The sequence below is a fragment of the Bacteroides cellulosilyticus genome (assembly GCF_020091405.1).
Lineage (GTDB): Bacteria > Bacteroidota > Bacteroidia > Bacteroidales > Bacteroidaceae > Bacteroides.
On sequence record NZ_CP081903.1, the window covers coordinates 6905216 to 6917696 of the forward strand.

General features: G+C 39.8%; 14 protein-coding genes. 4 read left to right on the forward strand and 10 right to left on the reverse strand.

The window, feature by feature from the left end; translation table 11 throughout:
* Positions 1-18: 18 nt before the first annotated feature.
* The 3 genes from K6V21_RS26505 to K6V21_RS26515 all read left to right on the forward strand — a co-directional run bounded on the left by K6V21_RS26505 (position 19) and on the right by K6V21_RS26515 (position 3342).
* Positions 19-1014 (forward strand): NAD(P)H-dependent glycerol-3-phosphate dehydrogenase, encoded by a 996-nt coding sequence (locus K6V21_RS26505; protein WP_007210337.1) that lies wholly within the window; start codon positions 19-21, stop codon positions 1012-1014.
* Between the two features lie 160 nt (positions 1015-1174).
* Positions 1175-2512 carry a glucose-6-phosphate isomerase gene (locus K6V21_RS26510; protein WP_224320441.1) on the forward strand — a complete coding sequence of 446 codons (1338 nt, stop codon included), beginning with the start codon at positions 1175-1177 and terminating at the stop codon, positions 2510-2512.
* Positions 2513-2613: 101 nt separating this feature from the next.
* Positions 2614-3342 (forward strand): HAD family hydrolase, encoded by a 729-nt coding sequence (locus K6V21_RS26515; protein WP_224320442.1) that lies wholly within the window; start codon positions 2614-2616, stop codon positions 3340-3342.
* Between the two features lie 40 nt (positions 3343-3382).
* Here K6V21_RS26515 and K6V21_RS26520 read toward each other — a convergent pair whose 3' ends face one another.
* Positions 3383-3727, reverse strand: coding sequence for a helix-turn-helix domain-containing protein (locus K6V21_RS26520; RefSeq protein ID WP_034754569.1), 345 nt, complete (start codon positions 3725-3727; stop codon positions 3383-3385).
* Positions 3728-4195: 468 nt separating this feature from the next.
* Between K6V21_RS26520 and K6V21_RS26525 the strand changes: the two genes are divergently transcribed.
* The gene (locus K6V21_RS26525) at positions 4196-4483 is read left to right on the forward strand and encodes a UpxY family transcription antiterminator (protein WP_007218941.1); all 288 of its coding nucleotides are present in this window, start codon (positions 4196-4198) and stop codon (positions 4481-4483) included.
* 569 nt (positions 4484-5052) lie between these two features.
* Here the strand turns inward: K6V21_RS26525 and K6V21_RS26530 are convergent.
* The 9 genes from K6V21_RS26530 to K6V21_RS26570 all read right to left on the reverse strand — a co-directional run bounded on the left by K6V21_RS26530 (position 5053) and on the right by K6V21_RS26570 (position 12213).
* Positions 5053-6096 (reverse strand): penicillin-binding transpeptidase domain-containing protein, encoded by a 1044-nt coding sequence (locus K6V21_RS26530; RefSeq protein WP_224322102.1) that lies wholly within the window; start codon positions 6094-6096, stop codon positions 5053-5055.
* Between the two features lie 23 nt (positions 6097-6119).
* Positions 6120-6425: a hypothetical protein gene (locus K6V21_RS26535; RefSeq protein WP_224320443.1), complete on the reverse strand. Its 306-nt coding sequence runs from the start codon at positions 6423-6425 to the stop codon at positions 6120-6122.
* A gap of 4 nt (positions 6426-6429) precedes the next feature.
* Positions 6430-6786: a hypothetical protein gene (locus K6V21_RS26540; RefSeq protein ID WP_224320444.1), complete on the reverse strand. Its 357-nt coding sequence runs from the start codon at positions 6784-6786 to the stop codon at positions 6430-6432.
* Between the two features lie 42 nt (positions 6787-6828).
* Positions 6829-7173 carry a hypothetical protein gene (locus tag K6V21_RS26545; RefSeq protein WP_224320445.1) on the reverse strand — a complete coding sequence of 115 codons (345 nt, stop codon included), beginning with the start codon at positions 7171-7173 and terminating at the stop codon, positions 6829-6831.
* An 88-nt stretch (positions 7174-7261) separates the two neighbouring features.
* Entirely contained in the window at positions 7262-7573 is a 312-nt protein-coding gene (locus K6V21_RS26550) for a hypothetical protein (RefSeq protein WP_224320446.1), read from the reverse strand.
* Positions 7574-8169: 596 nt separating this feature from the next.
* The gene (locus K6V21_RS26555) at positions 8170-8757 is read right to left on the reverse strand and encodes a tyrosine-type recombinase/integrase (RefSeq protein ID WP_224320447.1); all 588 of its coding nucleotides are present in this window, start codon (positions 8755-8757) and stop codon (positions 8170-8172) included.
* 136 nt (positions 8758-8893) lie between these two features.
* Entirely contained in the window at positions 8894-9169 is a 276-nt protein-coding gene (locus K6V21_RS26560) for a hypothetical protein (RefSeq protein ID WP_224320448.1), read from the reverse strand.
* A 96-nt stretch (positions 9170-9265) separates the two neighbouring features.
* Entirely contained in the window at positions 9266-10279 is a 1014-nt protein-coding gene (locus K6V21_RS26565; RefSeq protein WP_224320449.1) for a DUF3871 family protein, read from the reverse strand.
* Between the two features lie 305 nt (positions 10280-10584).
* Positions 10585-12213, reverse strand: a complete 1629-nt coding sequence (locus K6V21_RS26570; protein WP_224320450.1) for a hypothetical protein — start codon at positions 12211-12213, stop codon at positions 10585-10587.
* Between the last annotated feature and the right edge of the window lie 268 nt (positions 12214-12481).

Below are 12481 nucleotides of genomic sequence, written 5' to 3' on the forward strand. Positions count from 1 at the left end.
TTAATTATTAATTTCGATATGAAACTACCCGGAAAGATAGCCATAATGGGCGGAGGAAGCTGGGCTACAGCCATTGCAAAAATGGTACTTGCTCAGGCTGAGTCGATTAACTGGTATATGCGACGAGATGATCGCATAACCGATTTTAAACGACTGGGCCATAACCCTGCCTACCTGACGGGCGTCAAATTCGACATGAAGCGCATCAACTTCAGCTCTAATATCAACGATGTAGTAAAAGAGTCTGATACGCTGATATTTGTCACCCCCTCCCCCTATCTCAAAGCTCACTTGAAGAAGCTGAAAACGCGGATACGGGATAAATTCATCATTACTGCTATAAAAGGAATCGTACCCGACGACAATCTGATTGTATCGGAGTACTTCACAAAAGAATACGGCGTTCCACCCGAAAATATTGCTGTACTGGCAGGTCCCTGCCATGCGGAAGAAGTAGCCTTGGAACGTCTCTCTTATCTCACCATCGCTTGTCCGGACACAGACAAAGCATGTACCATCGCCCGCCGTCTGGCCAGTTCATTTATCAAAACATCCGTCAGCAATGACGTAGCCGGTATAGAATACAGCTCTGTGCTGAAAAACGTATACGCCATTGCCGCTGGTATCTGTAGCGGTCTGAAGTACGGTGATAACTTCCAGGCGGTATTGATATCCAACGCCGTGCAAGAAATGAACCGTTTCCTGCAAACAGTACATCCGCTGAACAGAAACGTAAATGATTCTGTTTATTTAGGTGATCTGTTGGTGACAGGATATTCCAACTTCAGCCGTAATCGCACGTTTGGTACAATGATTGGTAAGGGGTATTCTGTAAAAAGCGCGCAAATAGAAATGGAGATGATTGCCGAAGGATATTACGGTACAAAGTGTATCAAGGAAATCAACAAACATCACCATGTCAATATGCCGATACTGGATGCTGTCTATAACATTCTGTACGAACGCATTTCACCCATGATAGAAATCAAGTTGCTGACTGATTCGCTAAGATAATCTCTCCCTTAACTCCTCTTCCGCAAAGAAGAGAATAAAGTCAGAGTTGCGATATAAAGAAAAGAATATTATAAATAAATCTTATAAACCAAAAGTAACTCAAGCCTACCTTTTCCACAGGGAAGGGGACGGGTAAGAGGCTTTTAAAACCTAGAATATTATGATTAGTTTGAACATCGAAAAGACTTTTGGATTTATCTCCAAAGCATCTGTTGCTGCTTACGAAGCTCAGGTAAAAGCTGCGCAGGAAGCATTGGAAAACGGTACCGGAAAAGGTAATGACTTCCTGGGCTGGTTGCACCTCCCCTCATCTATCAGCCAAGAGCATTTGGCCGACCTGAAAGCTACTGCACAAGTTTTGCGCGACAACTGTGAGGTAGTAATCGTAGCCGGCATCGGCGGAAGCTATCTCGGCGCACGTGCAGTCATCGAGGCTTTATCAAACAGCTTCACTTGGTTGCAGGAAAAGAAAACTGCTCCTGTAATGATCTATGCAGGACACAATATCAGCGAAGATTATTTGTATGAACTGACTGAATTCCTGAAAGACAAGAAATTCGGCGTCATCAATATCTCCAAATCCGGAACTACCACCGAAACCGCTCTCGCTTTCCGTCTGTTGAAAAAGCAATGTGAAGACCAGCGTGGTAAGGAAATGGCAAAGAAAGTTATCGTTGCCATCACAGATGCCAAGAAAGGCGCTGCCCGCATCACTGCTGATAAGGAAGGTTACAAATCATTCATTATCCCCGATAATGTGGGAGGACGCTTCTCTGTACTGACTCCGGTTGGTTTATTGCCGATAGCGATAGCCGGTTTCGACATCGAGAAATTAGTAGCCGGTGCCGCTGACATGGAAAAGGCTTGCGGTGTGAATGTTCCGTTTGCCGAGAATCTGGCTGCGCAATATGCTGCTACCCGTAACGAGCTGTACAAGAATGGCAAGAAGATCGAGATCCTTGTAAACTTCTGCCCGAAACTGCACTATGTAAGCGAATGGTGGAAGCAATTATACGGAGAATCCGAAGGTAAGGAAAACAAAGGTATTTTCCCGGCAGCTGTAGACTTCTCTACTGACTTACACTCTATGGGACAATGGATTCAGGAAGGTGAACGTACCATCTTCGAAACCGTAATATCTATAGAAAACGTAGACCACAAGCTGGAAGTACCTTCTGACGAAGCAAATCTGGACGGTCTGAACTTTCTTGCAGGTAAGCGCGTAGACGAAGTAAATAAGATGGCTGAACTGGGTACTCAGTTGGCTCACGTAGATGGTGGTGTGCCCAACATGCGTATTATCATCGAGAAGCTGGACGAATACAATATCGGTCAGTTACTTTACTTCTTTGAAATAGGATGCGGTATCAGCGGTTATCTGCTGGGCGTAAATCCGTTCAATCAACCGGGCGTAGAAGCATACAAAAAGAATATGTTTGCATTGCTGAACAAGCCGGGATATGAAGAAGAGTCAAAAGCTATTCAGGCAAGACTTTAAGAAAGAGTCAGTTAACCATATATAAACGAGGTGTGGATGAGTTTAATCATTCACACCTCGTTTTTTTATTGTATCTTTGCAACCATAAAACAATAGGTATTATGTTTCAAGAAGCTATTTCCCGCTATCTTCAGTCCAGCGGGCACTCAAAAATTCAATTGAAATCCGTTCTTTTCGATATGGACGGCGTATTATTTAATTCCATGCCTTACCATGCCGATGCCTGGCACAAGGTAATGGAACGCCATGGATTGCACTTGAGCCGTGAAGAAGCTTACCTGCATGAAGGACGAACCGGAGCTGCTACTATCAATATCGTCTATCAACGGCAATACGGAAAAGATGCCACTCCCGAAATGATACAGAGCATTTATGCAGAAAAGAGTGCAGAATTCAACAGTAACCCCGAACCGGAACGCATGCCCGGTGCATGGGAAGTACTGCAGAAAATAAAATCGGATGGACTGATACCGATGGTGGTCACCGGTTCCGGACAACACTCATTATTAGACCGTCTGTCGCATAACTTCCCCGGTATGTTCCGTCGCGAACTGATGGTAACTGCCTTCGATGTGAAATATGGGAAACCACATCCGGAACCTTACCTGATGGCTTTACAAAAAGGAGGATTAGCCCCCAATGAAGCTATCGTAGTAGAAAATGCGCCTATGGGCGTACAAGCTGGTGCAGCAGCAGGTATATTTACAGTAGCTGTCAACACAGGTCCCATCAACGGACAGGTCTTACTGGATGCCGGAGCAAATGTATTATTCCCGTCTATGCAGGATTTTTGCGACAATTGGGAGAACTTACGTAAAGCGTTCGAATAAAGAAATCGGACGCTTTTTTATTTATGGAAAAGAAAATATTTTATCTTAATAGTTCACTGATCTTTTTCCTTAAATTTAACTTTATTATTTCGTCAGGTTTTAACTCAAGCTCTATCAAAATCTTGGCAGTAGAGAGTTTATAAGCTTCATTTCCCCTATCATAATTCATCTGTTCTTTATCGATAGAATAGAGCAGGGCAAAATCATAATCCAAAGCTTTTGAAACATTATATAAAGTATCCGTATCAATACTTTTTCGTGTCAACATATAGTCAACACTCTGAGGCTTAACTTGCAGTCTTCTTGCAAGTTCAGCCTTTGTCACCAGTTTTTCAACCATGACATTTTTTATAACTTCACCGATGTATATAGTAGTCTTTTCCATTTCTATGAAGGTACGATTTATTATCCAAACCTAGAGGAAGTGAAATAAAAATTTATCTGTCCTGTAATACCTATTTATTCACAATTCACTTGTTTTATCAAATAAATTGTGATACTTTTGTCGCAGAATGATATAAACAATAAATAATCAAATTACCATGACTCTACTGATTCTTATTCTGATAGCGATTCCTGTTTGTATCTTGACAATTCTATTATGGATATACAATGATTATAAAAAGTACAAAAGACAGAATTGCTTCTTGATTTTATTGTTTTTGGCTTTACCTGCCACTATACAAGCTCAATACACAGACAAAAATTGCTGTGTAAACTCTAAATGGCATGAAAATCCAAAAGAAATATTAGAGCATACGACTGGAAGTTTCACCACTTCCCATGGTCGTTGACAATAAACCACAATTCTTCAATACCTTCAATTTTATCATTACGCCAATCAAAATTGATTATGATACTCCAAGACATTAAAAGCCGTCTTAACGAAACGCGAAACTGGTACATTGTACTGACATTGCCCCGGAAAGAAAGAAAAACCAAAGAAACTTTGGAAAATAAAGGCATGATAACTTATCTCCCTACCATTTACGTAAAACGCAGATGGAAAGAACAAGTAAAAGAAATACAGATTCCCGCTGTAAACAGATGCGTATTTATTTACGCTACCGGTACAGAGCTAGAGGGATTAAAAGGAACATATCCTACTCTTCCGATAGAAATGACGGAAGTAGGACATTAGAGTTGACTTTACAACTGGAAAGGGAAAAAGGGGGACACCGTGATGGTATCCCCCTTTTTGTTGTGTGACCCCGGTGCGATTCAAACGCACGACCTTCAGAACCGGAATCTGACGCTCTATTCACTTAACATCCTTGTTTCCTGTTGATTAACTCTCATATATTAGGTTGATTAGGAAACTATTAGGAAACCGTCAACCCAGTTAGTATAGTCCACCACTTTCACTCCAACAGGTATGAAACCATAGGTTTTCTATATAGTACCCTAAAACCTACAAATCCATACTACAGGAGTTCCAGTCTTCGACTACGATTTCATCTTCCAGCCAAACCATTCTCTGTTCTAGGAGAGATTTATCGCTCAATGGTCTCACACACATCATATCCCATAATAACCATGCACCCTTACTCATAAGTCCGTTAGAATGTGGTATATGTCCTAAACTGAGAAGTGATAAAGCTCTGTAAGAAAAGCGGCAAAGAGTAATTCAATGCCGCTTCATCCTCAGTACTTTAGAGATATCATCTCTTCTTCATTTCGTAGTTCTCTTCTGATTCAGCATCCGTTGCCTTAATATGCTTCTATAATTTGTCTAAACACATCTCCAGCCATCAATCCACCACTCGCAGGTAATCCCCTCTTGTTGATAGAGACTATCATTGTGTATTTGGGATTGTCAACAGGGAAGTAACCACAGAACTCAACTCCATATTCAGCATCTTCTTCATTGATAACAATAGTACCTTGCATCCCTGCTACTGAGACCTTATTAGACTTAACTGTTTTACCTAATCCGTCTGTTACATTGAATAGCAATGCCTGTTTCAGTTTGCCGATGCTCGCCTGACTTGCTATTAGTGGGTTGATTACCGTTATGCTATCCTTATATAGCTGTGGTTGTATCATTTTCCCATTGTTAGCAATGGCATTATAAAATGTGAGAATCTGAATTGGAGTAATCAGTTGGTCATATCCAATGCAGAACCAAGTGGTGTTACCATCTTCAACAGAATAGGATTTCAGATTAGCTATTCCTGTGATGCTATCTGGCTTTCCGTAACTCATTTTATTCAGTAAGTTAAAGTAATCCTGCGTATGATTATCAAACGCAGCTTCTATCACCTTATAAGCTGCAATGTTGGAACTGTAAGCCAATCCTTGTTTCACTGAAATCTCACCATATCCGCCTCTATGCCAATTATGGTCTTTCAGTTCTTCTCCATCTACATGATAGATACCATTGTCAACGTCCACCATCTCACCCAATTCAACTTTTCCAGTTTCCAAAGCTGCCAATAATGATATTGGGTGCATTAGGCTTGTAGGCTGCTGGGTGGCGAAGTTCTCACTTGGTTGATAGTCTGTACTGTCTTTCCTTTCAAGTCCAACCAGAGCCTTGATTTGTCCTGTCTGAACTTCCATGATAATCACTTGTCCAGATAAGGCGTTAATCTCTGATAACTTGTTTCCTAATATAGAAGTAGCCTTAACTTGTAAGGTGCTGTCTATGGTGGAGCTTTGTATAACTTCCTGCTGCTTGAGTTGGCATGATAGTAAACACGTTGTTACAAGAATAATTATATAGGTTCTCACAGTTGCCTTAATCGTAAGCATTAATAAAGTTGCCATATAGTATATTATGCTCCTTGTCTTTTAAGCTCTACATCTAGATCATCTAATATAGACTTTAAGAATGAAAAGAGTTCCCTTGTGGTAGCTTGTCTTCCTTTAAATCTGTATGATGCAATAGTTGCAGCACTACTGCTTGATATGACTTCTTGTAACTCAATGAATTGTTCCTTTAGAACATTCCATTCTAACCGTATTTGTTGGAAAGAACAGCCAGACGCAAGTTTATTATATAAGAAGTCAAGTTGTACCTCCATTTCCTTTAGGAGATGATTAGCTCGATTTACCGTCTTATAAGCATTAAATAGTCCCATATTGTTATAGTTTTAAGATTTCTAATACTGCTATTGCCTTATTTCTCAGTTCAAGAGAAGAGTTTAATTGGTAGCGTCTATTTACCTTCTCATCCCATAGCTTGATGGCGAACAATGCCCCTAATGCGCAGGTATATTGACTGCTAAAGATGAAGTATGGTATTGTATGAAGAGCCGTCAAAAAATCGTGTGCGGTAGGTGCTAATCTTAACCGTAATGATCTACCATCGAGTTCTGCCAGCTTATTAGAATTGCTAACCTTATCATAGACCTTCTTGAACTTCTCCACTCCATTGTGGCGTATGTATTCATTAGAGAAACCATCTATAATTTCTTCTAATGTGTTTGCTAAGAATTCCATATATATTTAATTCTGTTCTTGATAGTAATTGTATTAGGAATCTTAAACCAAAGGAGGTAGATTGTACATCTTAACCATATAATGTAGTACTTTAAGTTCCATTTCATTAATTACTTCATCTACTGTTGCCATTTCAACAAGTAATTTGTGTATCATAAGTTTCTTCTGGAAATCCAAGTTACTAATCAATGTCTGAACTTCTTCTTCTTTCATTAAGGCGGCTTCTTCGATTATTCCACCTAAGAAATCCTCCAAACTAAAGCAAAGAGCTTTACTTGCTATTTCACTGAGTAGGCTATTCTCAAGGGAGCCTCTACGTCCGTCTGCATTTGCGATTATTATCAATGTATGTAATATCGCTAACCTTTCTTTTGTGCTAAGTGACATCTTGTTTAATATTAATTCCTCCCTATTCCCTTTGGGAAGCTGTTGTAATAAAAGCGTAAGGAACAGTAATATTTTGGTATTACTACGCTTATAAGTCTAATATCTTCTTTACGTTTTGAGCCAACTTGTATCTAAAGCTGCCAACAGTGTCACAAGCAGCGATTTCATTAATCCAGTCAAAGACTATCTTACGTTTTGAGTAATCCATATTGTGTAAAATGATAAAAGCTTCTCTTGGTGATAACTGTGCTGATTGGTTTGACATCTCTGGTGAAATTGAAAACCTCTCATAGGCTTCTAAGAGGATATTAAAAGGTTTTCCAGTAGGATAAGATTGTTCTCCACATGCAGCAACTCTAAGAATTGCACTAAATGCGATTAGTTCTTTACTTGTAAACATAGATTTGAAATTGTGCTTACCTGTCCCCTCTAGCAAGCGATTATAGTATAAGTGTGAGGAACACAGCGATAGCTGCACACTTCATTAATGAATTGTTAATTGATAAGTACTCTGTTTCGTATGGTAATTCATGTATTATAGCCAGTGTTCCCTAACTGACTGTTACATAATAAGAAGCGTGGGAACTACTGAGTATTACCTAATCTGAGGCACTCTCGGCAACGAGAGTTTCTGGACTGCCCAAGCACAAGTAATAAACAATAGCCCACGCCATATGTTATATAGTCCACTTGGAGAAGTGGGTATATAGCATTGACGTGAGCGTCCTTGCCTATCATCCCTGTGCTTTGAAATTGTCCAGATTTCAGATTAAGGATAATATCTTAAACGCTCTTTGTTAACTAATATGTCCTTCTAAGCCACTAACGCATTAGTGTCATTAGAATTGGCACAAAGTTACAAATTCCGTTCTGATTAGCAAGGATATTGTTTATTAAATGTTGAGAGTTATCTCTACTTCATAATCCAAGGTAGGTATGAATTTCTTCCAACCCCCTATATTTGTAGAAATTCAGTAATGTCTACCTACCCTGATTTTAGAAGCTGAGACAGTCATAAGTCTGTAATATCTCTTCCTGCCTTAAACCGAGATACCGTTTTGTGATGGCAACCGAACTATGATTGAATAGTTCCATCAGTTTGACCAATGCCAGTTCCGCATTATCACTGTTCATATTATAGACCTGTCTACCAAATGTCTTTCTAAGGGAATGGCAGCTAAAGTTCTTAATCTTTAGCCTGTACTTCTTCTTCACCTCTTTAAGAATGATATTGATTCTCTGTACTGTGAAGATAGCGCCTTTCTGACTTATAAGGATTGGCGCATTGATTCCAACCGGATTTATATGCTCGTAGCACTCTTTAATATGTTGCTGCAATTGGGGGTTCAGTCTGATAGTTCTTACCTTACCCGTCTTCTTCTCAATTACAGTGAACTCGTCAGCACCTAATATATGTTTCCACCTTAGAGATAGAATATCAGATATTCTTAAACCTGTGAAGCATCCCAAAGCTATAAGGAGCGAGATTTTATAATTCTCGTCCTTAACTAACTTCCTTATGAGGTTCATAGCATCAGACCATATAAGGTAATCCGCAGTTGTACTTGAATATTTAAGTGACATAATGTTCTGTTTTATAGGTTAATCAATCAAAGTGAATGTCGTTCCCGTACTGAGCCGTCTAACTCTCTGGCTACTAATCGTATGTTCACTAATAATAGAAGTGAATATCAAGAGCATCCCATTTCAGTACGTATTATTAGAACGGTTTATCTCCGTACTGATAAGCTAAGATGGAATGATAAACCCTGTCGTAGAATGAGAACCCGCAACATGGTTGGAAGTAGCTCTTATAAGCTGCCGCATACTCACCCTGTGACTTTCCTTGCTTATCTAATAAGGTGTCCAGTGTGTTTAGCCAATGCCTTAAAGCCTGTAATCTCTTTATGTATTGCAGGTTGTTCTCGCTGTGGCATAATCTAACCTGTAAGGTAGTTATATGATTTATAGCCTTTTCTATTTCCTTTGTATTCATAATGTCTAATAATCTGGGGTTATAACTCTTAGTATATAAGGGAGGCATGGAATAGAAAATGGACACCACCGGAGTAGTGCCCATTCAGTAAGACGCTCATCCCAAGAACCAAGCATACTCACTGTCTCCCTGTTTGGCACGCTGAATGCCTTGTACAAACTCTGTGCAGTTCAGATTCCTTTCCAAGAAGTTGTCTATGTAGCTTGACTTGACGCTTCCATTAAGGAGATTGAGAAGCTGCCAACCTGTAATGCTGCCTCCCGTACTCTTGAAATTGGTATCAGAAACGAATGCCCTGCAAGCCGCGTTAATCTGACTGTCTCCCAATAGTAAGCGAGGTAAATCCCGCTGCTGATTAGGATTAAGAGCTTGGTATAATCTCATCCTTCCTATAATCTGGCAGAACTCAGATTCCGTAATGTTCATGCTGCCAAGTGTCTTTAACAGGTGCAGGTCTTTGGACGGATTATAGGCATGGAACAGGTTCAATGCTGCTGAGTATAGTTCTTGTATGCTCATCACCTCGATTTTATCCTGCAAGCCATCTGTTGTAAGCATAAGGTTACTGCACACACGATTACGGAAACCTATGAAGATTTTGAACTTCTCAACAGCTTTCTTACTGTACAGGTTAACCTCATTGTATGCTCTCACTCCACCAATGGATAATGCAAGACGATTTCCATATTCATCGTGTACAATGGATGGAATTTCAAAGCAAAAGCACATGCGTTGGTAGAATAAGGTTTTCTCTTCTTCTGCCAGTTCAGACGCCTTCTTCCCTAATGCGCTGGGTATTCTGCCGTTAATAGGATGGGATATGCGTATCTCTGGCATATCAAGCTGTTCTCCATGAAAGTAGTCCTTGGCTGCATCCACTACTGCACCTATAAAGGACTGGTGACTGATAGTCTCTTCCATTGATGCGAAACTTGGGATGATGCAGTCGTTTGTAAGATGCTGCAAGGTTACTTCCTGTGTGTTCGCTTCAATGAAATGGTTAGCCTTCTTGGGTGCTTCTTCGATGATTGTAGCTTCTTCTGCATACTTCCCCATGTTTAAGCTCTCTCTTTGCTGTGCCACGTTGGGCATGATTACTAAATCTCTCATAACTGTAATGATATTAAATGAATATTGATTGAATTACTGGAATATGAATGAAGTCCATAATGGAACGGATTACTCCATTCACGTTCCAGACTTCATTACTACTCGCTATAGAATTGTTAGTGTTGTACAAGTACATCTAAGGCTATATTGTGTTTACGTCTACAGAGAGCTTAATAGGGTTAGCTTGGAGGTGCCGGAGAACATTGGTTTTAGTGTGAATGGGAGTGTACCCTCTCTGCTCTTCTAAGGATGCTTTTCCCTTTGGAGCATGAGAGGGGGTGTTAATTAGTAGTATGGCAGTGCGTTTACCTTTCTTCCAGTTCTTCTAATGCAGCATTTATCGCTTTCTTTGCTCGTAATTGTCTTAGTGTATTAACTCCTAACTTACTATATCCCTCTACCAATATTGGATGCTTTGTAGATATGGTTTCTAACTCCTGTTCTTCGCTATCTGATAGCATGCCCTCCTTGCTCTTTAAGTCACAGAACCGTTTATGATAATCTCTGAACTGTGGCGATGCAAGAATATTCTTCATTATATCCTCGTCTGCAATGTCCCATTCATAGCCTTGGTTGATTACTATGCCTAATTTCTTATAAGCCTCTTGCAGTGCTTCTGACGACCTATATATTATATTTGTAGTCCAATGTTGATAGAGCTTTAACTGGGCAACCATGTCATTGACTTCGTATCTGTCACCTTTCTTGATAATATATGTATGAACGCCCAGTCTCTCAAACTCCTTATCCTGCTGCTTTAATATCTTTATATCAGTCTCCTTATTCAGTTGCTCTGCTCTTCTGCAGGCAGTAGCAAGTTCGTCCTCTATGCTCTCCTTCATCACATCAAACGGAAGGTAGTAATTCATAGCCTTGGGGTTGAAGATATGTACTATCTTATTCCTAAACGGATTGGACTTAGTTCTGATACGTCCTGCAATCTGGGGTATATCCATGTCAATGCTGATTAGGGTATGCTTGTTGTAGCCGTTACTAACGATAAAGCATATTGCCGTTTCAGAGTAGTAGTCCACTCCTTCAAATGCCTTGCAAGTCACGAATGTAAACCGTTTGGCGGGAGCTGTTGAATTGGATATCTCAAAGCCTTCCAATTTATAATGATTCAATTCATCATCAGCACATATAATTCTACAGTCGTCATTAGTTAACTTGCACTGCTTGAGTATCTCCTTAATCTCTCTTACACTATTAACAAAGAAGTATGCTTCCTCACTCTTAATCCCGTCTAAGACGAAGTAGCCTATATCTTGATAGTGCTTGATAATCTTAGCTGCTGTAGTACTTGCGTTCTTACAAGGGTAAGGATAGACTGTAATCTTATCCACCGTCTTCCAGTTGGCAACATATTCTTCCATCTCTGCGAATATGTCGGGTTTAAACCGTTCTGGGATAGGGGTTGCAGTTAAGAAGCAATGAGACTTGAAGCATTTAAACTTCTCCATGATTTGATTTATTACCATTGTCCTAAACCCATATTGCTTTAACAGATTGTGATACTCATCCACAAGTATCTTAAATTCAAGCGGATTAATGAGGTCAATCAGTTTATCTACCTTATCATATGTACAGATTATCTTCTTAACTCCGTCCTGTTTAAGGAACTTACTTAACTTAGCTTTCACCGTCCTGTTGAGTTTATCATATAAGCCAAACAGTCTGTCATTAGTAGGACTTACCCCTGCTTGAATCTGTGACTTCTTCCAAGTAATGTCCTTACCATCCTTATCTTTAGGCGGGTAGCACTTATTAATTACCAACTCTGTCGTAGGTACGGCAATAATGTAATTCTCGTTATTAGTAAGTGCTATCGTAGTAGCACCGCATCCAGTCTTAACCTTGTTGAAGATGCAATTCTCTGGGAAGTCATCCATAATGAGATAACCGTCCCGCTCTTGAATATCTAACTTTATCATAATTTATCTTTGGTGATTTAAAATCTGTTATCTGCGACCTTGATTATTGGACTTTAAATAATTCTCAACTCTGAATACTGGGATAATCAGTACTATTATATAGGGGTAATTCACCACTCTTTGGGAATTTCAACTCTATCATCATCTCTACTTGGTGATTTATAAGCTGCTACCTGTGACCTCAATAATCAGACTACAGATTGCTCTCAGCTTCATTTATTAGGGTAAACTACCTTATTATATATAGGTAATTCACCACTCTGGAAGA

What these genes read in the sequence shown, in the direction of transcription:
- K6V21_RS26505 (WP_007210337.1), top strand. Translation starts at nt 19, where the DNA reads ATGAAACTACCCGGAAAGATAGCCATAATGGGCGGAGGAAGCTGGGCT.
- K6V21_RS26510 (WP_224320441.1), top strand. Translation starts at nt 1,175, where the DNA reads ATGATTAGTTTGAACATCGAAAAGACTTTTGGATTTATCTCCAAAGCA.
- K6V21_RS26515 (WP_224320442.1), top strand. Translation starts at nt 2,614, where the DNA reads ATGTTTCAAGAAGCTATTTCCCGCTATCTTCAGTCCAGCGGGCACTCA.
- K6V21_RS26520 (WP_034754569.1), bottom strand. Translation starts at nt 3,727, where the DNA reads ATGGAAAAGACTACTATATACATCGGTGAAGTTATAAAAAATGTCATG.
- K6V21_RS26525 (WP_007218941.1), top strand. Translation starts at nt 4,196, where the DNA reads ATGATACTCCAAGACATTAAAAGCCGTCTTAACGAAACGCGAAACTGG.
- K6V21_RS26530 (WP_224322102.1), bottom strand. Translation starts at nt 6,096, where the DNA reads ATGCTTACGATTAAGGCAACTGTGAGAACCTATATAATTATTCTTGTA.
- K6V21_RS26535 (WP_224320443.1), bottom strand. Translation starts at nt 6,425, where the DNA reads ATGGGACTATTTAATGCTTATAAGACGGTAAATCGAGCTAATCATCTC.
- K6V21_RS26540 (WP_224320444.1), bottom strand. Translation starts at nt 6,786, where the DNA reads ATGGAATTCTTAGCAAACACATTAGAAGAAATTATAGATGGTTTCTCT.
- K6V21_RS26545 (WP_224320445.1), bottom strand. Translation starts at nt 7,173, where the DNA reads ATGTCACTTAGCACAAAAGAAAGGTTAGCGATATTACATACATTGATA.
- K6V21_RS26550 (WP_224320446.1), bottom strand. Translation starts at nt 7,573, where the DNA reads ATGTTTACAAGTAAAGAACTAATCGCATTTAGTGCAATTCTTAGAGTT.
- K6V21_RS26555 (WP_224320447.1), bottom strand. Translation starts at nt 8,757, where the DNA reads ATGTCACTTAAATATTCAAGTACAACTGCGGATTACCTTATATGGTCT.
- K6V21_RS26560 (WP_224320448.1), bottom strand. Translation starts at nt 9,169, where the DNA reads ATGAATACAAAGGAAATAGAAAAGGCTATAAATCATATAACTACCTTA.
- K6V21_RS26565 (WP_224320449.1), bottom strand. Translation starts at nt 10,279, where the DNA reads ATGAGAGATTTAGTAATCATGCCCAACGTGGCACAGCAAAGAGAGAGC.
- K6V21_RS26570 (WP_224320450.1), bottom strand. Translation starts at nt 12,213, where the DNA reads ATGATAAAGTTAGATATTCAAGAGCGGGACGGTTATCTCATTATGGAT.